At 54.1% G+C, this 23,167-nt stretch carries 19 protein-coding genes and 1 pseudogene; 9 read left to right on the top strand and 11 right to left on the bottom strand.

Annotation, left to right across the window (positions count from 1 at the left end; genetic code table 11):
- Positions 1-21: 21 nt before the first annotated feature.
- Positions 22-482: pseudogene (locus ACUTSU_RS02000) on the bottom strand (helix-turn-helix domain-containing protein); the annotation flags it as partial.
- A gap of 23 nt (positions 483-505) precedes the next feature.
- Positions 506-1,150 (bottom strand): TetR family transcriptional regulator, encoded by a 645-nt coding sequence (locus tag ACUTSU_RS01995; RefSeq protein WP_445651685.1) that lies wholly within the window; start codon positions 1,148-1,150, stop codon positions 506-508.
- 194 nt (positions 1,151-1,344) lie between these two features.
- On the opposite strand from ACUTSU_RS01995, the gene ACUTSU_RS01990 reads away from it, so the two are divergent.
- Positions 1,345-1,635, top strand: coding sequence for an FAD-dependent monooxygenase (locus ACUTSU_RS01990; protein WP_445653718.1), 291 nt, complete (start codon positions 1,345-1,347; stop codon positions 1,633-1,635).
- 81 nt (positions 1,636-1,716) lie between these two features.
- On the opposite strand, the gene ACUTSU_RS01985 is transcribed toward ACUTSU_RS01990, so the two are convergent.
- The 3 genes from ACUTSU_RS01985 to ACUTSU_RS01975 form a co-directional block, all read right to left on the bottom strand.
- Positions 1,717-3,153 (bottom strand): 6-phospho-beta-glucosidase, encoded by a 1,437-nt coding sequence (locus ACUTSU_RS01985; RefSeq protein ID WP_445651577.1) that lies wholly within the window; start codon positions 3,151-3,153, stop codon positions 1,717-1,719.
- A gap of 123 nt (positions 3,154-3,276) precedes the next feature.
- Positions 3,277-4,011, bottom strand: a complete 735-nt coding sequence (locus ACUTSU_RS01980) for a MurR/RpiR family transcriptional regulator (RefSeq protein WP_445653717.1) — start codon at positions 4,009-4,011, stop codon at positions 3,277-3,279.
- 147 nt (positions 4,012-4,158) lie between these two features.
- Positions 4,159-4,485 carry a DUF1493 family protein gene (locus tag ACUTSU_RS01975; RefSeq protein ID WP_445651575.1) on the bottom strand — a complete coding sequence of 109 codons (327 nt, stop codon included), beginning with the start codon at positions 4,483-4,485 and terminating at the stop codon, positions 4,159-4,161.
- A 289-nt stretch (positions 4,486-4,774) separates the two neighbouring features.
- Between ACUTSU_RS01975 and ACUTSU_RS01970 the strand changes: the two genes are divergently transcribed.
- The 3 genes from ACUTSU_RS01970 to ACUTSU_RS01960 are packed head-to-tail and all read left to right on the top strand — an operon-like array spanning position 4,775 to position 8,825.
- A complete protein-coding gene (locus ACUTSU_RS01970) occupies positions 4,775-5,248 on the top strand; it encodes a (2Fe-2S)-binding protein (protein WP_445651574.1) in 474 nt (157 codons plus the stop codon).
- Positions 5,245-7,530: a molybdopterin cofactor-binding domain-containing protein gene (locus ACUTSU_RS01965; protein ID WP_445653716.1), complete on the top strand. Its 2,286-nt coding sequence runs from the start codon at positions 5,245-5,247 to the stop codon at positions 7,528-7,530. The genes ACUTSU_RS01970 and ACUTSU_RS01965 overlap by 4 nt, the downstream gene beginning before the upstream one ends.
- Positions 7,527-8,825: a c-type cytochrome gene (locus tag ACUTSU_RS01960; RefSeq protein ID WP_445653715.1), complete on the top strand. Its 1,299-nt coding sequence runs from the start codon at positions 7,527-7,529 to the stop codon at positions 8,823-8,825. Before ACUTSU_RS01965 ends, ACUTSU_RS01960 begins: the two co-directional genes overlap by 4 nt.
- Before the next feature lie 86 nt (positions 8,826-8,911).
- Here ACUTSU_RS01960 and ACUTSU_RS01955 read toward each other — a convergent pair whose 3' ends face one another.
- The gene (locus ACUTSU_RS01955) at positions 8,912-9,817 is read right to left on the bottom strand and encodes a DMT family transporter (RefSeq protein ID WP_445651571.1); all 906 of its coding nucleotides are present in this window, start codon (positions 9,815-9,817) and stop codon (positions 8,912-8,914) included.
- Between the two features lie 129 nt (positions 9,818-9,946).
- Here ACUTSU_RS01955 and ACUTSU_RS01950 point away from each other — a divergent pair, with 129 nt between their 5' ends.
- Entirely contained in the window at positions 9,947-10,516 is a 570-nt protein-coding gene (locus ACUTSU_RS01950) for a helix-turn-helix domain-containing protein (protein ID WP_445653714.1), read from the top strand.
- A gap of 18 nt (positions 10,517-10,534) precedes the next feature.
- Here the strand turns inward: ACUTSU_RS01950 and ACUTSU_RS01945 are convergent, their stop codons facing one another.
- Entirely contained in the window at positions 10,535-11,092 is a 558-nt protein-coding gene (locus ACUTSU_RS01945; RefSeq protein WP_445653713.1) for a GNAT family N-acetyltransferase, read from the bottom strand.
- A 194-nt stretch (positions 11,093-11,286) separates the two neighbouring features.
- On the opposite strand from ACUTSU_RS01945, the gene ACUTSU_RS01940 reads away from it, so the two are divergent.
- Positions 11,287-13,230 carry a DUF3857 domain-containing protein gene (locus ACUTSU_RS01940; RefSeq protein ID WP_445653712.1) on the top strand — a complete coding sequence of 648 codons (1,944 nt, stop codon included), beginning with the start codon at positions 11,287-11,289 and terminating at the stop codon, positions 13,228-13,230.
- Between the two features lie 46 nt (positions 13,231-13,276).
- On the opposite strand, the gene ggt is transcribed toward ACUTSU_RS01940, so the two are convergent.
- Complete coding sequence (gene ggt, locus ACUTSU_RS01935; RefSeq protein ID WP_445651567.1) at positions 13,277-14,950, bottom strand: gamma-glutamyltransferase; 1,674 nt, start codon at positions 14,948-14,950, stop codon at positions 13,277-13,279.
- A gap of 152 nt (positions 14,951-15,102) precedes the next feature.
- Positions 15,103-15,966, bottom strand: coding sequence for a LysR family transcriptional regulator (locus ACUTSU_RS01930; protein ID WP_445653711.1), 864 nt, complete (start codon positions 15,964-15,966; stop codon positions 15,103-15,105).
- A 148-nt stretch (positions 15,967-16,114) separates the two neighbouring features.
- On the opposite strand from ACUTSU_RS01930, the gene ACUTSU_RS01925 reads away from it, so the two are divergent.
- Positions 16,115-17,242 carry an agmatine deiminase family protein gene (locus tag ACUTSU_RS01925; protein WP_445651565.1) on the top strand — a complete coding sequence of 376 codons (1,128 nt, stop codon included), beginning with the start codon at positions 16,115-16,117 and terminating at the stop codon, positions 17,240-17,242.
- A gap of 156 nt (positions 17,243-17,398) precedes the next feature.
- On the opposite strand, the gene ACUTSU_RS01920 is transcribed toward ACUTSU_RS01925, so the two are convergent.
- A complete protein-coding gene (locus ACUTSU_RS01920; protein ID WP_017892877.1) occupies positions 17,399-17,968 on the bottom strand; it encodes a DJ-1/PfpI family protein in 570 nt (189 codons plus the stop codon).
- A 214-nt stretch (positions 17,969-18,182) separates the two neighbouring features.
- On the opposite strand from ACUTSU_RS01920, the gene ACUTSU_RS01915 reads away from it, so the two are divergent.
- Positions 18,183-19,721, top strand: coding sequence for a long-chain-fatty-acid--CoA ligase (locus ACUTSU_RS01915; RefSeq protein WP_445653710.1), 1,539 nt, complete (start codon positions 18,183-18,185; stop codon positions 19,719-19,721).
- Between the two features lie 56 nt (positions 19,722-19,777).
- On the opposite strand, the gene ACUTSU_RS01910 is transcribed toward ACUTSU_RS01915, so the two are convergent.
- Positions 19,778-21,052, bottom strand: coding sequence for a Glu/Leu/Phe/Val family dehydrogenase (locus ACUTSU_RS01910; RefSeq protein ID WP_445651563.1), 1,275 nt, complete (start codon positions 21,050-21,052; stop codon positions 19,778-19,780).
- Between the two features lie 618 nt (positions 21,053-21,670).
- On the opposite strand from ACUTSU_RS01910, the gene ACUTSU_RS01905 reads away from it, so the two are divergent.
- A complete protein-coding gene (locus tag ACUTSU_RS01905) occupies positions 21,671-23,128 on the top strand; it encodes an amino acid permease (protein ID WP_445651562.1) in 1,458 nt (485 codons plus the stop codon).
- Positions 23,129-23,167: the final 39 nt, after the last annotated feature.

Genomic DNA, 23,167 nt, shown 5'->3' with positions numbered 1-23,167 from the left:
CAGCGAAAGCTCCTGCGCGCCTTCGAGCAGGATCGGCAGGGTGCGTTCGGCAGAGGCATGGGCAATATACAAAATATTGTCGCCGTCCAGCGTGGCGATAGAGCAGGACTCATTCAACAGCTGGCTGATGTGCTTCAGCACCGGCTGGGTGGCTTTAGCCAGCGGCGTGGCACCGAGATAGGTATGCGCCAGCGTCAGGATCCGCGGGCGCAGTTCAAAGTTTTGCCGCCCTGTGCGTAAACAAACCCCAGTTTTTTCAGGGTATACAGGCAACGACGCACCGCAGCGCGTGGAATGCCGGTTTTCTGGCTGATTTGTGAAATCGACATCAGACGACGCTGCGGAGTAAAAGCCTGGATCACCTCAAGGCCCTGGGCCAGCGAGGCCATAAAATTGGGGACGCCCTTAAAGGGATCGCCGCTGGCGGCGGACACGAAACTATCAGGTGCAGTCTTCTCTTCACCAACTGAGGTCTTGGTCATCTCAATCTCCCGAAAAGCCGTGTTTACAGTGCCAGATAGCGCAGAGTCGCCGCGACGGCCAACTGACGAATATGGCGAACCTGTTCTTGCGGTGTTTCATGACTTTCAAACAGGGTATTAAAGGTGTACTGGTTGGCAACGTAGTGGAAACACAGGCTGCTGATCAAGCGATGCACGTCGGCGGCGCTGGCATCCGGGGTGAACAGTTTTTCTTGCTTGCCGCGCAGCAATATATCTTCCAGCAGGGTTAAGGCAATTTGATTCAGCGCCTTAATGCGTGATGACTGGCGGATATACTGGCCACGCATCATGTTTTCCATGCAGATCACCCGGATAAAATCGGGGTGCTCCGCATGGTAGTTGAAGCTTTCTTCTACTAAACGAGTCATGGCGGCTATGGGGGGTAATGCTTGTAGATCCAACCCGGTTTCGTGTGCACGGATATGCTGATACACGTGTTCCAGCACCTCCAGATACAGTGATTCCTTGGTCTTGAAATGATAAACCACCATGCGTTTGGTGGTAGCCGCGTGCTCGGCAATGTTTTCCATGCGGGCACCTTTCAAACCGGCCTCGGCGAACTCGGCCAGAGCCGCAGCGAAAATGCGCTGTTTCAGACCAACGGGGTCATTTTTGCGTTTTGTCACGGGGATATCATCATTGTTCAAAACATCAGTCACTTATCTTGGAGGAACACCAGTTAAGAGTAACTGGGGTGACCCGGTAATACAATCCGCGTCAGGTTATCAATAATCTCCTTTGCCGAGCCGCACGGGAGTTCTGACAGTAGACGCCAGAATATTTAATATCGGTTCGATTATCGAACATTTGCATTTATTGGCGTCTGTACCAAGGAAAAATTGTGGCTTCAAACGAAATTGATGTTCGAACGCTGATCAACGATCGCCCGATATGCGGTTACCAAAAACTGATTATTCTGCTCTACGCCCGCCACCCGCGAGGATTGGCGCTGATCAGCATCTGTTCACCTGGCGTTCAGCGGATGTATTTCCAGTGCGATCCGGCGGAAGATGTCGATCAATGGTCTGACGCTCGCATCTGGAACGAACTGGAGAGCCGGCAAGAGAAAAGGGCCGCATATTCCAGAAAAACGTGGTCGGCACGCGCAGCTTTGTTACCGAACTTTACATAACCTTAGGTTATGTAATGGGAGGCTATCTGGATAAAAATGAGCCACAAGGATGTGGCTCATAATGGATTATTGGGCAGATGATTAAAGCTGTTCGCCGTTGCTGGCGATCACGACGCGGTACCAGTCGAAGCTCTTCTTGCGTGAACGCTCCAGCGTGCCGGTGCCGTCGTCGTGTTTGTCGACGTAGATAAAGCCATAGCGCTTGCCGTATTCACCGGTGGTGAAGGAAACACAGTCGATACAGCCCCATGGGGTGTAGCCGATCAGATCCACGCCGTCTTCGATCACCGCTTTTTTCATCTGTTCGATATGCGCACTCAGGTAATCGATGCGGTAGTCATCGTTAATTTGACCGTCGGCCTCTACCTGGTCGAAGGCACCAAAGCCATTTTCAACGATAAACAGCGGTTTCTGATAGCGCTCGTACAGCACGTTTAACGAATAACGCAGGCCAACCGGGTCAATCTGCCAACCCCAGTCGGAGGCTTTAACATGCGGGTTAGGCACATTGCCGGGGAAACCGAACATCGGGTCGCTGCTGCTCACCGCATCGGCCTGCAGGGCATTACTCATGTAGTAGCTGAAACCGATGTAATCCGCGCAGCCTTCACGCAGGGTTTGCTCGTCCTGTGGCTGCATTTCAATCTGGAAGCCTTTGCGCTGCCAGTCACGCAGCAGGTACGACGGATAGTAACCGCGCACCTGAACGTCGGTGTAGAGATAACGCTGGTGCATGGCTTCGACGCTGTACATCACGTCGTCCGGCTTGCAGGAGAACGGGTAGAAGGGCACGCAGGCCAGCATGCAGCCGATTTTGAACTCCGCGTTAATCTGGTGGCCCAGTTTCACCACCTGGGCGCTGGCGACAAACTGATGGTGCAATACCTGATACAGCGTTTGTTCCGGGTTTTGTTCTTCGCTATAGACCACGCCGGAGCAGCAGTAGCCGAACAGCGGATATTGATAGTTGCTCTGGTTGTTGATCTCGTTAAAGGTCATCCAGTATTTAACTTTGTGCTGATAACGGCGCATTACCACTTCACTGAAACGCACAAAGAAATCGACCACCTGACGGTTTTTCCAGCCGCCATACTCTTTCACCAGGTGATAAGGCATTTCAAAGTGGGAAAGGGTGATCACCGGCTGGATATTGTATTTCAGCAGTTCATCGAACAGATCGTCATAGAATTGCAGACCGGCTTCGTTTGGCTCAAGTTCATCACCATTAGGGAAGATGCGCGTCCAGGCAATAGAGGTACGGAAGCATTTGAAGCCCATCTCGGCGAACAACGCGATATCCTGCTTGTAGCGACCATAGAAATCCACGGCCTCATGGTTAGGATAGCGATAACCCTCCAGTACGCCATCGGTCATTACGCGATCCACGCCGTGCGCGCCACCAGACAGCACGTCAGCAATGCTTGGACCTTTGCCGCCCTGATCCCAGCCGCCTTCAACCTGGTGTGCGGCAACCGCGCCACCCCACAGAAAATCTTTCGGTAACTGTTGCTGTTTCATCGTTGGTTTCTCATTCGCTTATTAATGAAAGGTAATGAGAAGATATTAGCAAGCCGGAAGTGAATGTCACGATATAACAAAATAGGGCTCAGGTAACTTGTCACATTGAAAAAACAGCCTGTTTTATTTGGCGGCGTTAATATGGCCCAACCGCTTGCCGATGGTTTCGATAATGTAAATAACCGGGATCTGGGTGGTGATATTATGTTGCCCGGCGATCAGTTGTGGAGGAACGTGATAGGAGAGGTTAAAGTCTGCCATACGCGCCAGCGACGAGGTTTCGTTGTTGGTGATGCTGACGATTTTGCAGTGGTGCAGGCTGAACTGGCTGGCGAGGCGCAAGATCTCTTCGGTCTCACCGGAAACCGAAAGTATAATCGCCACCGCGCTTTTATACATGTCGCTATTGATTGGATAATAAGGATCATCAATATGGGTGCTGAATTTCCCCACGTTGGAAAAGAAACGTGCGCCATATTTACCTAAGGTTCCTGAAGTGCTGACACCGACGAAAATAATGCGTTCGGCGGCGGCAATATGCTGCACCGCCTGGTCAATCAGCAGATTAAATTCGTCGTTGTTAATGCTCTTAAAGAAACTGATTATTTCGTTGGTGCCAAAATCTACCGGCGGCGCTTCATTTTGCTCTAGATATAACTTAAAGCGAATACGGAATTCGGAATAACCCGCGCAGCCCATTTTCTTGCAAAAACGCAGCACGGTAGTAGTGGACACCCCGGCGGCCTCGGCCAGCTCGCGGATGGTCATATACATCACCGCGTTTTTGTTTTTGATGACGTAGTTATAAATCATCAACTCCAGCGAATTGAGTTCGGCAATGGCTTTATGGGTAAACATAGACCTATCCGGCGAGTAACAACAGACCTTAAGCAGAGCAGGTAAACATAGCAAATTTTACCGTTGCCCGCTTGTGGTTTTCGTTGTTATTGGGGTTTTGTGCACATTTGCCCGGGAAGTGCCATTTGAAAAGCTCCTTGCTTATGTTTAGTCATATAACCAGCGCCGGACTTTTGCTGATTCGATCAGCATACTGATAGTGAAATCAGGTACAGGTATAGGCGGGGATTTTTTGAATGGATTCCATGAGAAAGGTTCGGCAGGATAGTAAGTTTCAATCTTGAAATTACCCCGTCCAACATTGAATTTTTCGAAAAAGTCATTCATCAGATCTTCAACTTCAAGCTCATCAATGCTCAGATCAGTATCCAGGTCAGTTTCAGGCGTTAACTCCACCTTCTTTAAGTTAAACAGATATGTGCCAGCATAAGGCCGCACAAGCTCATAAACTCTCTGCTCGATACTGTCTACCATAACTTATCGTTGCCTCGTGCTTATCCGTAGTGTGCTAGACGGGGAAAATGCGGTAACAGCAAGCCGTAACATGCCGGAACGAAAGGTAAAACTTTCGTATTCGGATTGGTGAATACGATTACGGACATCTATCAGAATTTAATAATAAATACACACTTTTCGGTAAAGCAATTTGTGCTACATCACCTTAACATTGCTAAGTCTTTCAATGATTATAATTAGTATGCTTTGAATTATTCATCGCAGTGATATTACGGAGAAATCCGTTTGGCTAAGGATATATTTCACCATGGAAATCAAAATAAACGGCCGGATGGTCGCCCTTGACGACGTCTCGCCCGAGACGCCTTTACTCTACGTGTTACGCAACGATCTTGGCCTAAACGGTCCCAAATACGGCTGTGGTCTGGGGGAGTGCGGTGCCTGTACGGTGCTGATCGATGGCGTTGCTGCCCGTTCTTGTTCCATCCCTCTGAGTGGTACGCTCAATAAATCCATTACCACGCTGGAAGGCCTCAGCGAAGCAGGACAACTGCATCCGGTTCAACAGGGGTTTATCGATGAACAGGCCGCGCAGTGCGGTTATTGCACCAACGGCATGATCATGACCCTGGTGGCGCTGTTTGAGCGCAACCCGCAGGCTGATGAGCAACAAATCAAAAGCGAACTGGCCTATAACCTGTGTCGCTGCGGCACCCATATTGAGATTTTGCGTGCCGCCGCCAAAGCCCGACAGCTGTTGGCTGAAAGGGGGCAGGCATGAGTCACCTGGAAATAACCCGCCGCCGTTTGTTACAGGCCGGCGGCGTGGTGATGGTCAGCAGCCTGTTGCCCGTTTCGCTTAATACCTTTGCCGCAGAGCCTGCCACCCCGGGCAGCCTGCCGCTTGATCGCGTGGACAGCTTTATCGGCCTGACCGCCGACGGCCGGGTTACTGCCTTTAACGGCCATGTGGATCTCGGTACCGGCATTCGCACGGCGTTGGCGCAAATCGTTGCCGATGAAATCAGTGTCCCTTTTGACTATGTTACGGTCATTCTGGGCGATACCCAGCGCACGCCGGATCAGGGCCCCACCATCGCCAGCGCCACCATTCAGGTGACCTCGATACCGCTGCGTCAGGCGGCGGCGCAGGTGCGGCAATTGCTGTTGGGGTTGGCCGCTCGCGCATTCGCGTTGCCGCTGGACAGGCTGCGTGCAGAAAATGGTCGGGTGTTCGCGGTGGATGAACCTCACGTCAGCCTGAGTTATGGCGATCTGGCCAGCGGACAAAACTTACAGGTGGCCCTGGATAAAACGATCAGGCTGAAAAGCGTGGCGGAGAGTCACTACGTCGGCAAAGCGGTACCACGGGTGGATATCCCGGCCAAGGTTACCGGCCAACTGACCTATGTGCACGATCTTCGCCTGCCGGGCATGCTGCACGGCAGAGTTGTGCGGCCGCCTTATATCGGGGCCGACAGCAGTGCGCCTCTGGGCAATGGGCTGCTGTCGGTGGACAAAGCTTCCATTGCGCATTTGCCAGGCATCGTAAAACTGGTAGTGATTAACGATTTTATCGGCATCGTGGCCGAGCGTGAAGAGCAGGCGATCGACGCCATGCGCCAATTGAAGACCGTGTGGCGCCCATGGTCCGGGCTGCCGGATCTCTCGGGGGATGGCCTGCATGCGGCGTTGGTGGCTAACCCGAAAACCGATCGTGTACTGCGTGACGATGCCGGGTTCGATGCCGCGTTGGGGTCGTTGCACACCGAGGTTAATGCCGATTACGTCTGGCCCTATCATCAGCATGCTTCCATCGGGCCTTCCTGCGCGGTGGCCGATGTCACCAGTGAACACGCAGAAATCTGGTCGGGCACGCAAAACCCTCATGACCTGCGTAAAGACATTGCCCATTTGCTCAACTGGCAGCCGGAGCAGGTGCACATCAACCGTATGGAGGCCTCCGGCTGTTATGGCCGCAACTGCGCCGATGACGTCTCTGCAGATGCCGCGCTGTTATCGCAGGCCACCGGAAAACCGGTCAGGGTGCAGTTGATGCGCGAGCAGGAGTCGGGCTGGGAGCCCAAGGGCACCGGGCAGTTGATACGGGTGCGCGGTGGGCTGGATCAGCACCGGCAGGTGGCGGCCTATGAGTTGAAAACCAGTTATCCCTCCAATAATGCCGTGACATTGTCACTGGTATTGACCGGCAAGGTGGCCAATCGGGCCGACGTACAGCAGATGGGCGACAGAACCGCCATTCCGCAGTATGAATATCCGAATATGCGGGTGATTTGTCAGGATGCTGCGCCGATCGTTCGGGCTTCTTGGATGCGCGGGGTTTCGGCGCTGCCCAACGTGTTCGCTCACGAGTCGTGGATTGATGAACTGGCATGGCATGCAGGGCAGGATCCGATCGCTTTCCGCCTGCAATACCTGAAAGACCCGCGCGCGGTCGCGTTAATCAATGCACTGAAGAAACAGGCTAACTGGCTGGAGGGTCCTTCGCATCGCAACCCGGCACCGGATACGCAGGCGTGGGTCAGTGGACGTGGCTTTGCCTATGCACGTTACATCCACAGCAAATTCCCCGGTTTCGGCGCTGCCTGGGCGGCTTGGGTGTGTGACCTTAGCGTCAATCGCCTCAGCGGCCAGATCAAGCTTGATAAAATCTTCGTTGCCCATGACTGCGGACGCATCATCAACCCGGCCGGAGTGCGCCATCAGGTGCATGGCAATATTCTGCAGTCCGCCAGCCGGGTGCTGAAAGAGTTCGTCACCTTTGACGCTTCGGCGGTGACGTCGCTGGACTGGGGCGGCTACCCGATCCTGCGTTTTGACGAGTTGCCGCAGGTGGATGTTCAACTGCTGGACTATCCGGATGAGCCGCCGATGGGGGCGGGAGAATCGGCTTCGGTGCCGAGTGCGGCTGCCATCGCCAATGCGTTATTTGATGCGCTGGGGGTGCGCCTTCGGGAAGTGCCATTTACTCCCGAGCAGGTGCTGAAAGCGTTAAAACAGCAGGCTCCCGGCAACGCAGCAACCAGGGGTAAGGCATTATGAGCAAATTAAAGAAAGCCGCCGGATGGGGCAGCCTGGCCGTCATCGCCGTAGTGGTCGCTGGTGCCATAGTCAGCTGGCAGCCGGAAATTGCGCCACGTGACGCCAATGAGAGCCACGTTTTTAGTCAGCAACAGATTGCGCGTGGCAAAATGCTGGCCGATCTCGGCGACTGTTCGGTTTGCCATACCCGGCCGGGCGGTAAACGCAACACCGGCGGACTGGCGATGGAGATCCCCTTTGGAACTATCTACACCACCAACATTACGCCGGATAACGAAACCGGCATTGGCAAATGGTCGTATGCTGCTTTTGAACGGGCAATGCGTCATGGGGTCGATCGCCAGGGGCGCTATCTCTATCCTGCCTTCCCCTATACCGCCTTTACCCGTACCAGTGACGAAGATCTGCAGGCGTTATACGCCTATCTGATGTCACAACCGGCGGTGAACTACCAGCCACCCGTTACCGCATTGAGTTTTCCGTTTAACATTCGCCAGGGCATAGTGACCTGGAACTGGCTGTTCCTGAAGCCGGGCGCGATGAAAACCAACCCTGAGCAAAGCGCCGAATGGAACCGGGGAGCTTATCTTACCGAAGGCCTCGGTCATTGCAGCGCCTGTCACTCACCGCGCAATTTGATGTTTGGCGAAAAAGGCGGCAGTGCGCACTTGACCGGCGGCGTGGCGGAGGCCTGGACGGCACCGTCGCTGACAGGCAGTTCTGCGGCACCGCTGGATTGGACCCGGCAGGATTTGCTCAACTTTATGCGCAGCGGATATTCGGCGAATCACGGCGTAGCGGCAGGGCCGATGGCTCCGGTAATTGAAGAGGGGCTGTCACGCCTGCCGGAGCAAGACTTGCAGGCCATCGCTACTTATCTTCGCAGCTATCACCCGCAGCAACCCAGGGCCGCAGAGGCTAAACGGCTGAACGACTGGGCCGAATTAAAAACGGAGCCGTTAACCACCGAAGGGGCACGTATTTTCTCCGGTGCCTGCATGGCTTGCCATGCTCAGGAAAAGGGGGCACAAATGGCTGGTGTCAGGCCTTCACTGGCGCTGAACACCAATCTGTTTGCCGATACGCCAGACAATGCGATTCGGGTGGTGCTGGACGGGATCCAGCGGCCGGCCAATATCAATCTGGGATATATGCCGGCATTCCGCCATAACCTGAGCGATGGGCAGATTGCGGCGTTGCTTGATTTCCTGCGGCAACGTTACGCCGGAAAAGCGCCGTGGCCTGACCTGCGGGCGCAAGTCAGCCGCATACGCAGCGAAACTGAAGATAGATAGGATTGTTAAGTAGACAGGATTACTAAATTAGTGGGGGTCATTGCAGGCCCCCGATTTAGTGAGTCACGCACAGCTCATTAAAGCGTTTAGATCTCGTCTGCCAGACAGGACTTTTTCTTTGCCCGCATCAGCCGCCAACCAAAGTTCATACCCGCCGCCGCCAGCAAGATGGCCGCAGCGCCCAACAGCTGCATCAGGCTCAGGCGGTGGCTGAACACCGCCCAGTCGACGATAATTGCCACCAAGGGATAGATAAACGACAAGGCACCCACCAGGCTGGTCGGGATTTTCTGGATCGCGCTGTACAACAGCGAGGACATCAACCCGGTATGCACCAGGCCAAGGGTCGCCAGCAGCAGCCAGGCATTGGCCGTTGAAGGCAGGGCACCCAGCCCGGCGAAGGGGGCCAACAGCACCACGCCAACGGTGAGCTGAATCAACACAATCAGATGCGGCGGCACCCCTTTCAACTGTTTGACGATTGCTGCCGCCACCGCATACATAAAAGCAGCGCCCAGCGCCAGCATCACACCGGTAAAGTAATGGGAACCGGGAGCGCCGCCGTTAGGTTTGCCGGTAATGATCAGCAGCATGCCACCAAAGGCCAGCAACAGCCATCCGATTTTATTCGCCGTCAATTTTTCACCAAAGAACAACATGCCCAGTCCGACTAACATAAAGGGCTGCACGTGGTAAGTGACCGTTGCCACGGCGATAGAGGCGTAAGAATAGGCAGCGAATAGCAGCGTCCAGTTCAACACCAGCGCGACCCCACCCAGTACCGCTATTGCGGCCTGTCGCCGGGTTAACCGGCCCTTTTTCAGCAGGCCGAGCAGAGCGCAGGCAACCAGCATCGCCAGCGCGCCAAAGGCACAACGCCAAAAGACCACCGTGGTTGCCGGTTGCCCCAGCATCACCACCGGCCAGCCTACGGTGCCGGAAATTATCATGGCGAGCGTCATCTGCCATACGCCGCTGGTTTTCACTTTCATTCACCTTCTCCCCGTTTGTGCTCAATGCTTGCCGGTGTCGGCAGTTACCATTAAAATGAACAACTGAGCATTATGATGAACATGCCGCAATCGTTCGTCAAGTCGAACAATCGGATGATATGGTGAACAATGAGCGATAATACCAGCAGTAACGTCACCCCCATTGGCCTGCTTTCCAGCGCTATTCGTCGCGAACGCGAACGACTTGGGCTGTCGGTTACCGAGTTGGCGCGGCGGGCGGGTATAGCAAAATCGACGCTTTCACAGCTGGAAACCGGCAACGGCAACCCCAGTCTGGAAACGCTGTGGGCGTTGGCAATGGCGCTGGATGTGCCGGTCAGCCGGTTAATTTCTCAGCCGCGTCAGCATGTTCAGGTGATCCGCGCCAATGAAGGGGTGACCACCGTTTCCGAGCAGGCCAACTACGCCGCAACCTTGTTGGCAACCTGTCCGCCGGGAGCGCAGCGCGATATTTATCGCCTGAGCGTGCAACCCGGCGAAGTCCGCATTTCGCGTCCGCATATGCCGGGCACCATTGAGCATGTGATTATCAGTAGTGGCAAGGCGCTAGTCGGGCCGAAAGACCAGACGGTGGAGTTGAGTCCGGGGGATTACATCAGCTACTCCGCCGATCGGGAGCACATTTTCGAAGCCCTGGCCGCGGATACCACGGCGGTGATGCTGATAGAGCAAGGCTAGGGCGCAAGAGCCATTGGGTCACTCAAGCGGAGGTTCGGTGTAAAAGGTCATCTTTTGATAATGGTCGTTAAGCAGATTAACTTCCGCCGTCACGTTGAACCCCAGCGTTTGATACATTCTGCCCAGATAGGGTTTACTCTTGTCGGCCAGCAAGCCAACCTTTTTGAAACCCTGTTTTCTGGCCTCAAGCGTCACCTGATTTACCAAACGTTTCGCAATTCCCTTACCCCGACATTCCGGTAACACCGACAAAGAATCAATATAGATTTCATCCGGATCAGACTCATTTTCCATCTCGGGCAGAGATTCGGTTATGGCCTGAAAACCAGACTCATCTTCACCGCGAAAGTAGAGGATACAACCCAGAATCCCGCTGTTGCTTCTGGCGACAAAGATGTTTCTGTAACTGAAGTAGATGTCATCACGACTGAAATTTATTTCATACTGATGGAGGGCATCGTTAATATCATCCTTACCGGAAAGCGCCAGTACGGCATCTTTATCTGCCAGGGAGATGAGCCTTACAATTTCTGCGGCATCGGTTTTTTTCGCTTTTTCGATAATGATATTTTCCATAAATAACCTTCCTTTTAAAACGTGGCCTTTGTATTTTGAAACTTGCTGCCCTGAATGATACCTCGGATCCCGTCAGGCGAATCGGTATTTTATTGAAAGCGCTTCTCATTTACACTACTGTGCCCGCCCGTTGTGACGGTGAACCTCGCCTGATTAAGGCCATCGTCTGGTTTAAAAACCTTCAAGGAATGAAGATGAAAATTGTTATTCCCTCAATACTGTTGCTTGCCGGCCTGACTGCTGCGCAACCGGCAACGCTGCTGGCCGCAGAGGCCACGACGGCTACCGCGCAAGAAAACGCTGCCCGTAATGACTTTAGCTTTGTGCGTTATCGCGCCGATTATCAAGTGCGGGCCAATGCCAGCAATGTGAAAACCGAGAGCTACGAAGTCCTGCTCAAAACCAAAGCCGCAGTCGAAAAATTCAGCCAAATTCGCCTGAGTTACAGCGAGAAAATGGAAACGCTGGAGGTAGTCTCCGCCTATACGCTGACTGCCGATGGCCAGCGCCATGATGTGGCCCCCGATCGTATCTATACCCAGGAAAGTTATTCCAGTGCCTCGGCTCCCTTGTATGCCGATCGCAAGGTGCGGGTCATCGTCTTCTCTAACCTGGCACCGGGTTCGCGCGTGGTGTATGAACTGCGTCGCACGCAAAACACGCCGTATTTCCCGGACTACTTCGGCCTGTGGGAAACCTTCAGCGTATTCGATCAATTTGATGATGCGGAAGTTAACCTGCAGGCGCCGGCAGATTTGCCAATGCATGTGTTTACCCGTGGCGTGGAAGGTGGCAATGCACCGCAGGTGCGTGATGGTCAGGCACACTGGCGTTGGCATTATCAGCGCAGCGAACCGCTGAAGGCCCAGAACTGGTCGGCGAACAGCTGGACGTTCAGTCCAACCATCATGGCCAGCACCTACCGCGAATGGCCACAGTTGGCCAAAGCCTACCAACTAAAGGCCAGCCAGGCGGCGAAAGTCACCCCGGCAGTGCAAACCCTGGCGGACAAAATCACCAGCGGTATCAGCGATCGTCGTGAGCAGACGGCGGCGATCTACCGCTGGGTGGCACAAAATATTCGCTACGTTGCCGTGTATTTGGGCAACGGCGGGCTGGAGCCCAATACGGCACAGAGCATCCTTGATAACCATTACGGGGACTGCAAGGATCACGTAGTGCTGCTGGAGGCATTGTTGGCGGCCAAGGGCATCGTCAGTTCGCCGGTGCTGATCGGCATGGATGAAGGGCCAACTCTGCCAACGGTGCCGCTGTTGGGGCGCTTCAACCACGCGATCACCTACGTGCCGGAATTCAAGCTGTATCTGGATTCCACCAATCCCTGGGCCCGTTTTGGTCAACTACCGGGGGCTGACCTCGGGGCGCCGGTGCTGATCACGCGCGAAGCGAAATTAGCGCGTACTCCGGATAATGACGAACTGCGCAATAACACGTCACTCAACGTGGACTTTGTTTTCGACAAAGCGGGCAATATGCGTGGGCAGACGGAGCGCAAACTGGGTGAGGTGGATGAGATTGACCTGAGGGGCTATTTTTCCCAACTCAACCAACAAAACCAGGCGCGGGTAGAAGAAACCATTATGGCTTCCTCCGGTATTGATGGCCGTGGGGAAATTGCGTTACACGGCGATCCTTTCGATCTCAAAAAGCAGTTTGGTTACAGCTATCGTTTCAAGGCCGAGGATTATGTCGATTTTGGCGTGGTAGGCGGGATGACGGTGCCAACGCCGCCAGGGGGTAAATCTTTCCGTACCCTTTACTCCACGACGTCGGCAACGACCAACGAAACGCCGTTCTATTGCACCGCACAGCGCTATGACGAAACCTATCGACTGAATTTACCCGCTGGCGTGCCGATCATTGCGGTTCCAAAGAACCAGCAGTTCAATAATGCCGCCGGTGAATACCGGGTGACATGGCAATTGGACGAGCGCCAGGTGGTGGTTAACCATCGGCTGCAGATGAATGCCATTCGCGGCAAGGATGCACTCTGTCAGCCGCAGGACTATCCGGCATTCCGCGAGCTGTTCCAGCAGGTACGTCGCGGTTTTCGTGGCCAGGTGGTTTATGGTGAGTTGACTCCAGGGGCCGTTAACGCCGTTACTGCAGAGAAGTAATAAAGCCAACCGGGCGAGCTTATTGCGAAGCCGCCCGGTTTTATCGTTATTTTTTCACTACCAAACCCATCCCGCGGCCACGAGGATCAGACGCCGTCTCTGGCGTATCGCCATTGACGCGGATCACCTGAATATCCCCCATAGACCAGCCCTGATCTTCCAGCTTATAGCCCATGGCTTTCAGTTGTTCCGCCACTTTACCGGTCAGTGGGGCAACGCTGTCAAAGAAGATGGTGTCTTTAGGCAGCAATTGGTGATGGACGCGCTGGGCGGCTACGGCCTTGTCCAATGGCAGTTGATAATCATAGATGTTGTTTATCACCTGAAAAATCGAGGTGAAAATACGCGAGCCGCCGGGGGTACCAATCACCAGGCTGACGTTACCGTCACGGGTGATAATGGTCGGGCTCATGGATGAAAGCATGCGTTTGCCCGGTTCAATGGCATTAGCATCGCTGCCGACCACGCCAAAAGCGTTGGCCACGCCCGGTTTGGCGCTGAAGTCATCCATTTCGTCGTTCAGCAGGAAGCCGGCACCTTTCACCACCACGCCGCTGCCAAAGTCCCAGTTCAGCGTATAAGTGTTGCTGACCGCATTGCCCTGGGCGTCAACAATCGAGAAATGGGTCGTCTGGTGCGGTTCCAAACCAGGCCGCACTTTTTCGGTTGGCGAAATGGCGGTGGGGTTGATCTCCGCAGCACGTTTTTGCAGATAGTCCGGTGCGACCAGTTGAGCTACCGGAACCTTGGCAAAGTCCGGATCGCCGAGGTAATCGGCGCGATCGGCAAACACGCGTTTCTCAATTTCCGACAGCAGGTGAATATAACGTGCAGAATTGAGTTCTACGCCTTTGAAGTCGGCGGCGCGGTTTTCTTTTATGCCAAGCAACTGCGCCAACGCGATGCCGCCAGAGCTGGGCAGCGGGGCGGTGTAAAGGGTGTTGCCGCGCCAGGAGATTTGCATTGGGTCACGCCATTTCACCCGATAGTCAGTGAGATCGGCCTGGGTAATCAGGCCACTATCGCGCTGCATCTGGGCCACCAGCAATTTGGCCGTTTCCCCCTGATAGAAGTCTTCGGCACCTTTATTGGCGATGCGCTCCAGCGTTTTGGCCAGCTCCGGTTGCTTAAACACCGCACCGGGTTTCATGCTGCCAAAATAATCGCCAAAGTTGGTTTTTCCGGCGAACAGCTTGTTGGCGTCTTCACGGTACTGATATTGCTGATCGGCCACCTTAAAACCCTGCTGTGCGTAACCGATGGCCGGGGTCAACAATTCCGACCAGGGTAATTTACCAAAGCGTTTATGGGCCTCCCACAGCCCCAGTACCGTGCCTGGCACACCGGCGGCTTTGGTTCCCACCAGGCTGAGGTTTTCAATCACTTCGCCTTTTTCGTTCAGGTACATGGTTTTGGTGGCGGCTTTGGGGGCGATTTCACGGTAGTCGAGGAAATAGGGTTTACCGTCGACGTACAGCGTCATAAAGCCGCCGCCGCCAATGTTACCGGCTTCTGGGTAGGTTACAGCCAGGGTAAAAGCGGTGGCGACTGCCGCATCGACGGCGTTACCTCCGGCCTGCAAAATTTGTGCGGCCACTTTGGCACCGTATTGATCCGGTGCCGCTACGGCGCCGGCATTCAGATTTGCGGCCAACACCGAGGGGCTAAGGGTAGCAAGTGCCACGCTGAGTGCTAAGGTTTTTAATAAGCCAGAATGCATAGCGGTTCCTTTTCGAATTGAACGATGGCAGGTGACTTCAATCTCAACAATTACTTAGCGCCATTGTGTACAGGTTTTCGGGCGCCTGATTGAAGGTAGCATTGCTCAATCCTCACTGCTTTATCCGCGGTACGGATCCGTGAGCTGGAACATTAAACGGTGGACGGTAACTGGGTTAGCAACCACTCACAAAACTGCCGAGTATGCGGGCTATGTTCGCTGTCGCGGTGGACAAGCCAGGCCCAGTTGGGCCCGCGGACGCTTTGTTCCGTCAGCGGTTGCAACACGCCTTTTGCCTGTGCCTGCCGTGCCAGCAATTGGCTGACCAGCGCGATACCCAGACCATCGCAGGCGGCGTCCAGTAACAGGCCAGGATCTGAGAAATTCAGCCCTTGGCTGTTTTGGCCGACATTGACGCCGCCCTGAACGGCCCAATGGCTCCAATCCATCTCACGTTCACCGTGCAGAGTGGTTCGTTGCTCTGCGTCCAGTTTCAGGACATCAGGATGGCAAGCCGGATAGAGTCGGTCCTGATGTAATACCCGGAGGCTGCATTCGGCTTGTGCACCGAGATCGTCACGGATCGCCAGATCGACGGTTTCCGTCGCCATCTCCGGCGGTTCGAAGGTGGTGAACAGCCAAAGGTCGATATCCGGATGCTGCCGATTAAAGCTCTTCAGGTTCGGCACCAGCCAGTGGCGGGCAAACGCCGGGGTGGTATTGACGATCAGTTGGTTGGGTTTGCGGTACTGATCCAGACGGCGGATGCCGACCGCCAGTTGTTGCAGCATCACCTGGGCGGTGCTGTAGAGATCGTGCCCGGCATCGGTCAGGCTGACGCTACGACCACTGCGGAAAAACAACGGTTGTTCCAGATAGGCTTCCAGGCTGCGTATTTGTTGACTGATTGCCGACTGGGTGAGGTGCAGCTCATCGGCGGCCTGGTGGAAACTGCCCAAGCGGGCAGCGGCTTCAAAACCACGTAATGCGTTCATCGGAGGCCAGTGTTTTAGCATTATTGATAAGCCTATCTAATCAGGTGTCTGCTAAATCTATCCTTTGTTATGGCAGCAATGGAAGCTTTAAAATGTATTAAATCGGAATCACGCCGTCTTTCACTGAACAGAATATCTTATTTCAATGACGGCAATACAGGAGCAAACCATGTCAACGCGTCGTGAATTTATTAAGCAGGCATCCCTGATTGCCGGTATGAGCCTAACTGCATCCATGGGGCTGACGTTACCTGCCCATGCCACGTCAGCGGTGCGTGGAGAAGGCTGGCGTATGCCGGATGAAGGCGAAGAGCAGCAACGAGCTTTTATCGCCTTCGGTGCGCAGCGGGCCATTTGGGCTGATTATACTGCGGGTGTGCAGGATGCTTTGGGGCGCATCGCACGGGCGATCGCTCAATATCAACCGTTAACCGTATTTTGCCGTGAAAGTGAACGTCGACTGGCGGAAGAGAAATGCGGCAGCCACAATGTGACCTTTATTGTCACCGAACTTGATGATATTTGGATGCGTGACATTGGCGCCAATTTTGTCGTCAATCAGGCGGGCAAACTGGGGGCGGTGGACTTTAACTTTAACGGCTGGGGCAACAAACAGCAGCACAAATACGATGCGCGTTTGGCGGCATTTGAAGCCAGCCATTACGGTGTGGCCAACATATGGCGCAGCGGACTGGTGGGGGAAGGCGGCGGTATCGAAGTAGATGGCCACGGCACCGGTATCATGACCGAGAGCAGTTGGGTCAACAAGAACCGTAACCCAGGCTGGAACCGTGATCGGGTGGAGCAAGAGTTGAAAGAGATGCTCGGACTGCGCAAAATTATCTGGCTGCCGGGGATTAAGGGGAAAGATATCACCGACGCCCACGTTGATTTCTACGCCCGTTTTGCCAGCCCAGGAGTCGTGGTGGCCAATCTGGACACTGATCCCGACTCTTACGACCATAAAGTGACCCAGGCACATTTGGCGATCCTCAAACAGGCGACCGATGCCGATGGCCGCAAGTTGCAGATACATACCATGTCGCCGCCGATGGATCCGCGTCTCAGTCGTTTCAACAAGGGTAATCCGGACTTTGCTGCGGGATACATCAATTACTTTGTGATCAACGGCGCGGTCATTGCCCCCGAATTTGGCGACCCGGAAGCGGATGGCGAAGCGTTGCGATTATTAACCGAGCTTTACCCGGAGCGTGAAGTCGTGCAGTTGAATATTGACGCCATTGCCGCGGGCGGCGGGGGCATTCACTGTGTGACCAATCAACTGCCGGCGGTTTAAAAATCAGTGTCATTATTTTCCCCACCATCCCGACGTCGTAATCATTGGGATCTTGAGATGGAAAGGATCCGGCCCTTGTATGGTTGGCGGAGTAATTAACCCACGAACGGTCAAAATAAAAAGGCCCGCAGCTGTGTTGCGGGCCTTTTTATTGCATTATTCCGCCAGCAGTTCGGCAAATTTCGCCAGCCATTGCGGATGTGCAGGCCACGCCGGGGCGGTCACCAGATTGCCATCAACATGGGCCTGATCAATGCCGATGTCGGCAAAGTGTCCGCCAGCCAGCTGTACTTCTGGCGCGCAGGCCGGGTAGGCGCTGCAGGTTCTGCCTTTCAACACGCCGGCGGCAGCCAGCAGCTGTGGGCCATGGCAAACGGCGGCGATAGGCTTGCGTGCGGCGTCAAAAGCCTGCACCAGTTTGATGACCTGTGGATTCAGTCGCAGATATTCTGGCGCTCGGCCTCCGGGGATCAATAAGGCGTCATAGTCTGCTTCTTTGGCTGCCGAAAAATCAGCGTTCAGGGTGAAACGGTGGCCGGGTTTTTCGCTGTAGGTTTGTGCGCCGTCAAAATCATGGATCGCCGTCATGATGTAGTCGCCTATGGCCTTATCGGGGCACACGGCATCCACCTGATGACCTATCATTTGTAACGCCTGAAACGGCACCATGGTTTCATAATCTTCAGCGTAATCGCCGACCAGCATCAGGATCTTTTTCTTGCTCATCAGGGGCTCTCCGGGAGGGGAAATGATCCCTAACATATAGCCTATCAGGCAGCGGAGCGCGAACCTTTACACTGGTATGACCTCGTCTATACTGATTACTGCCGTGGTTTTTTCCGCCGCAGGCTGTTCAGGGAGAGCAACCTCAGCGAGGTCGCGCAGTATCTCAGTCGATGACTCACCGGGCATGCCCGGTTTCTGCTTTCGAGAAAACCTCATGCTAAATTTGGCTACATTGCTTGAAGAGAGTGCGCGTTCGTTTCCGGATCGGCTGGCGTTGGTGCAGGAGGGGATTGAGTTTAACTATGCCGCGCTGAATCAACGGGCTAATCAGGTGGCTAACCTGCTGATGGCCAGGGGAGTGCAGCCGGGTGAAAGGGTGGCGCTGGCTTGCCCGAACTGTTGGGAATTCCCGGCAATTTACTATGGCATCCTCAAAGCCGGTGCGGTGGTCGTGCCCTTGAACACACTGTTGAAAGCCGGTGAATTTGAATATTACCTGCAAGACTCGCAGGCGGTGGTATTCTTCTGCTTTGAGGGTGGCAATGGATTGACGTTGGGAGAAGAAGCTCGACGCGCGTTTGAAACCACAGGACATTGCCGTGATTTTATTATTATCGGCGATAGCCTTCCGCTGGTGGGTGACCGTTTCAGTCAGGCGCTCGGCAGCCAGTCCACCGATTTTGACAGCGTCAGCACGGTGGAATCCGACACCGCCGTGATCCTCTACACCAGCGGCACTACCGGCCGTGCCAAGGGGGCGGAACTGACCCATTCCAATCTGGTGCTGAACGCACTGGGCTCGGTACAGTTGTTCAATAGTTCGTTAGAAAATCCCGATCGCCATTTGGTGACGTTGCCGCTATTCCATACCTTTGGTTCCACCGTACAGATGAACGCCGGTTTTGCCCTGGCGGCGACGTTGGTCATGGTGCCGCGTTTCGATGCGAAGCAGGCCATTGCGCTGATGCAAAAGCACGCTATCACTTTTTTTGCCGGTGTCCCCACCATGTACTGGGCATTGCTGAACGCACTGGACGATACGGCAGATCTTGCCCTGTTACGTAAAAACATGCGCATGGCGGTCTCCGGGGGCGCCAGCTTGCCCGTACAAATCATCGAGGACTTTGCCCGACGCTTCGGCATTAATATTCTGGAAGGTTACGGTTTATCGGAAACCAGCCCGGTTGCTACCTTTAACCATCCGGGGAGGGTCAATAAAGTCGGCTCTATTGGCCAGCCAATTTGGGGGGTGGAAGTCCGGTTAGTCGATGTCACCGGTAAAACGGTAGAGGGCATCGATCAGGTTGGTGAGATTGCGGTGCGTGGCCACAATGTGATGAAGGGCTACCTTAACCGCCCGGAAGCCACGGCCGAGGTGCTGGAAAAAGGCTGGTTCAGAACCGGTGACCTGGCACGCCGTGATGCCGATGGCTTCTATTTTATCGTCGACAGGTCGAAAGATGTGATTATCCGCGGCGGATTTAACGTCTACCCGCGTGAAGTTGAGGAATTGATGATCCGCCATCCGGCCGTGTCATTGGTGGCAGTGATTGGCGTACCGCATCAGTCGTTGGGCGAAGAGATAAAAGCGGTGGTGGTGTTGAAGGATGTGGACGAGACGGTGAGTGAAGAGCAACTGATCGCCTGGACCAAAGAGCGGCTGGCGGCGTTTAAATACCCACGCATCGTTGAGTTTGTCGAACGGCTGCCGATGACCAGTACCGGAAAGGTGATGAAACGGTTGCTGCGTTGAAGGGGGTAATTTTGAAATAATCCCGGCCTGCAGAGCAAGCCGGGAGAGATAACGCATTAACCTGGGTAAATGCCACGCTCTTTACGTGCGGTCAGGATACGTTCACAAGCGACGATATATGCCGCGGTGCGCAGGCTGCACTCTTTCTCTTCGGACTTGTTCCAAACGTGAATCATGGCGTCGGTCATGATCTTGTCCATACGCTCGTTGATTTCGCTCTCGCTCCAGAAGTAGCTGGCCATGTCCTGCACCCATTCGAAGTAACTGACTGTTACGCCGCCGGCGTTACAGATAACGTCAGGTACCACGGTGATGTTGCGTGAACGCAGCACGTCGTCCGCATCTGGGTAGGTTGGGCCGTTAGCGCCTTCCAGAACCAGTTTGGCGCTGAGGATTTCTGCACGTTGACGGGTAATCTGACCTTCCAGCGCGGCTGGGATCAGGATATCCATGTCTACGGACCAGAAAGCTTCGCTTTCAATTTCGCTGGCACCAGGGAAGCCGGCGATTTGCTTGTTCTTGGCCTGCCACTCGGTCAGTGCGGTCAAATCGATACCGTTGGCGTTGAACAGGGTTGCGGAGTGGTCCTGAATCACCACCACACGCGCACCGATACCAACAAACAGGCGGGCGGCTTCGCTGCCCACGTTACCAAAGCCCTGAACCGCAACCTTGGCACCTTCGATTTGCACGCCCAGACGTTTCGCCACTTCACAGCCGGTAACGAATACGCCGCGACCGGTGGCTTTCTCACGACCCAGAGAGCCGCCCAGGTGGATAGGCTTGCCGGTAACCACGCCGGTGATGGTAGTGCCGTGGTTCATGGAGTAGGTATCCATCATCCAGGCCATGACTTTGGCGTTGGTGCCGACATCGGGTGCCGGGATATCTTTCTGTGGCCCGATGATAAACCCGATTTCGCTGGTGTAGCGACGGGTCAATCTTTCCAGTTCGCCTTCAGACAGTTTGAAAGGATCGACGCGGATCCCCCCCTTGGCACCACCGTAGGGCAGGTTGACCGCCGCACACTTGATGGTCATCCAGGCTGACAGCGCCATGACTTCATCGAGATCAACGTCTGGGTGATAACGGATGCCGCCTTTGCCCGGGCCGCGCGACAGGTTGTGCTGAACGCGGAAGCCTTCGAAATGGCGGATTGAACCGTCGTCCATCTGCAGTGGGATATCAACGATCAGCGCACGCTTCGGGTGACGCAGGGTATCAACCCAACGCGACAGATCACCCAGGTAAGGTGCAACGCGGTCGATTTGTTGCAGATAGGTGGCCCAGGCCGTTGTGCTACTTTCTGAAGCGTAGGATAGCTTTTCCATAACCAACCTTTTTTATATAGAGGTGTTTATTTTGTTTAACCGTGGTTTACCAAGTGCATAACACTTTTGCGATGCCAAATTTACCATTAAAAGCGCGGCTTGTTAGCCCCCCCTGGCGGGCTGCGGAGCGGTTTTCAGCGGTTTTTTCGTCGCAAAAATGAATAGTTAATTACTTTTTCAGAAGGGGTTGGCTGACTACGCATAATTTATGCATAAAAAATGCATAAAACCCGTTTTTATCTATTTTTCAGAACCTTGAATGTGATCAAAAAGTTTCATTTTATTTAAGTGTCGTGTTGACAATGCGGTTTCCTGACGCCAGAGTTAAATTCATGTTAAATCTGCGGTGGCCGCATTTTTTTCTTGACCGGGAATGATAATAACCCACTGATATAAAGCCATTTATCCTCCATGCTCATGTTTCGCATGCTAAATGTGGGCTGGTACTCAGTTCGAACAGTCGTTTTCTGAGACGTACAGATATTTACTTCCCTTTAACAAAAGGGCAGGCAGCGTTTGGCCTGAATTTCTTTTTTGCCGGTAGAACGCCAACGGCGTTTCACTCCTGCTGCAGCGGTGAAAGCTGCTTAATCGCCTTAATGACGGACAGGTAACACCATGACAAAAAGTAAACAACATCGGTTGAATACCCATTCAACCGAGGGGCACGACTGTACCCAAACATTGCAACGGGGTTTGAGCGAGCGCCATATTCAGCTTATTTCCATCGGCGGGGCCATTGGCACCGGGTTGTTTATGGGCTCGGGTAAAACCATCGCGCTTTCCGGCACTTCTATTGTTTTGACCTACGTCATTGTCGGCTTCTTTATGTTTATGGTGATGCGGGCGATGGGCGAATTGTTGCTGACCAAGCTCGACTATCGCTCATTTGCCGATTTCGTCTCCGAATACCTGGGCCCCAAAGCCAGCTTCTTCCTCGGTTGGTCTTACTGGTTGAGTTGGGTGGTGACCTGCATTGCCGACGTAGTGGTGTGCGGGGGGTACGTGCAGTACTGGTACCCGGAGGTTTCGCCCTGGCTGCCGGCCTTGCTGACCCTTGGGCTGCTGTGCCTGTTCAATATGCTGTCGGTGAAGATGTTTGGTGAAGCAGAGTTCTGGTTTGCCATCATTAAAGTGATTGCCATTATCGCGCTGATCCTGACCGGTGCCTGGATGGTATTTATTGGCTGGACCTCGCCGGACGGGGTTAAAGCCTCGGTGAGTAATATCACCGACCCCAATATCTTTATGCCGCACGGCATATTCGGTTTCTTTGCCGGCTTCCAGATTGCCATTTTCTCCTGCACCGGTATCGAGCTGCTGGGCACTATGTCGGCAGAGACCAAGAATCCGCAAAAGGTGCTGCCTAAGGCGATCAACGTGATCCCGTTGCGGATCATCATTTTCTATGTGTTCTCGATGCTGGCGATTATCGCCGTGACCTCATGGAGCCACGTTTCGCCGGACAGCAGCCCGTTCGTTATGCTGTTCGACCAGGCCGGTTTGCCTGCCGCGGCCGCGGTGATTAACTTTGTCGCCTTGACCTCCGCCATGTCTTCGGCCAACAGCGGGGTTTATTCCAGTACTCGCATGCTGTATGGCCTGTCGATGGAGAAACACGCGCACGGACAGTTCAAAATCCTGTCACGCACCACGGCAATTCCGATCCGCAGCCTGATGTTTTCCTGCTTCTGTATGGTGGTGGGAACCATGCTGTTGATCCTGATGCCTAATGTCATGACGTTGTTTACCATTGTTTCTACCGTGGCGGCAATATTGGTGGTTTACAGTTGGGGAATGATTCTGGTGGCCTATCTGGTTTATCGCAAACAACAGCCCGAACTGCATGAGCGTTCTACCTTCAAGATGCCGGGCGGGGTGATCATGACCTGGCTGACGTTGGCGTTCTTCGCTTTCACGCTGGTGCTGATGGTCTTTGACCGGGATACTCTGATAGCGCTGTGCAGTATGCCGCTGTGGTTTATCGCCCTGGCGATAGTTTGGCGCTTCAGGATCAAAAATAGCCTGGCGCGGGAAGGCTATGTGTATTACCAACCTGACCAACAGGCCGAGTAGGATCGGAGAATCAAAATCCTGAAAAACACCTTTAAACTG

This window comes from Serratia sp. NA_13, from assembly GCF_052691735.1.
Note: the sequence above shows the minus strand (reverse complement) of the source record. Positions and strands in the feature narration are given on the sequence as shown.

What these genes read in the sequence shown, in the direction of transcription:
- ACUTSU_RS01950 (WP_445653714.1), top strand. Translation starts at nt 9,947, where the DNA reads ATGAGCGATAATACCAGCAGTAACGTCACCCCCATTGGCCTGCTTTCC.
- ACUTSU_RS01920 (WP_017892877.1), bottom strand. Translation starts at nt 17,968, where the DNA reads ATGAGCAAGAAAAAGATCCTGATGCTGGTCGGCGATTACGCTGAAGAT.
- ACUTSU_RS01955 (WP_445651571.1), bottom strand. Translation starts at nt 9,817, where the DNA reads ATGAAAGTGAAAACCAGCGGCGTATGGCAGATGACGCTCGCCATGATA.
- ACUTSU_RS01915 (WP_445653710.1), top strand. Translation starts at nt 18,183, where the DNA reads ATGCTAAATTTGGCTACATTGCTTGAAGAGAGTGCGCGTTCGTTTCCG.
- ACUTSU_RS01985 (WP_445651577.1), bottom strand. Translation starts at nt 3,153, where the DNA reads ATGAAACAGCAACAGTTACCGAAAGATTTTCTGTGGGGTGGCGCGGTT.
- ACUTSU_RS01925 (WP_445651565.1), top strand. Translation starts at nt 16,115, where the DNA reads ATGTCAACGCGTCGTGAATTTATTAAGCAGGCATCCCTGATTGCCGGT.
- ACUTSU_RS01980 (WP_445653717.1), bottom strand. Translation starts at nt 4,011, where the DNA reads ATGTTTACCCATAAAGCCATTGCCGAACTCAATTCGCTGGAGTTGATG.
- ggt (WP_445651567.1), bottom strand. Translation starts at nt 14,950, where the DNA reads ATGCATTCTGGCTTATTAAAAACCTTAGCACTCAGCGTGGCACTTGCT.
- ACUTSU_RS01970 (WP_445651574.1), top strand. Translation starts at nt 4,775, where the DNA reads ATGGAAATCAAAATAAACGGCCGGATGGTCGCCCTTGACGACGTCTCG.
- ACUTSU_RS01930 (WP_445653711.1), bottom strand. Translation starts at nt 15,966, where the DNA reads ATGCTAAAACACTGGCCTCCGATGAACGCATTACGTGGTTTTGAAGCC.
- ACUTSU_RS01945 (WP_445653713.1), bottom strand. Translation starts at nt 11,092, where the DNA reads ATGGAAAATATCATTATCGAAAAAGCGAAAAAAACCGATGCCGCAGAA.
- ACUTSU_RS01905 (WP_445651562.1), top strand. Translation starts at nt 21,671, where the DNA reads ATGACAAAAAGTAAACAACATCGGTTGAATACCCATTCAACCGAGGGG.
- ACUTSU_RS01965 (WP_445653716.1), top strand. Translation starts at nt 5,245, where the DNA reads ATGAGTCACCTGGAAATAACCCGCCGCCGTTTGTTACAGGCCGGCGGC.
- ACUTSU_RS01960 (WP_445653715.1), top strand. Translation starts at nt 7,527, where the DNA reads ATGAGCAAATTAAAGAAAGCCGCCGGATGGGGCAGCCTGGCCGTCATC.
- ACUTSU_RS01940 (WP_445653712.1), top strand. Translation starts at nt 11,287, where the DNA reads ATGAAAATTGTTATTCCCTCAATACTGTTGCTTGCCGGCCTGACTGCT.
- ACUTSU_RS01975 (WP_445651575.1), bottom strand. Translation starts at nt 4,485, where the DNA reads ATGGTAGACAGTATCGAGCAGAGAGTTTATGAGCTTGTGCGGCCTTAT.
- ACUTSU_RS01910 (WP_445651563.1), bottom strand. Translation starts at nt 21,052, where the DNA reads ATGGAAAAGCTATCCTACGCTTCAGAAAGTAGCACAACGGCCTGGGCC.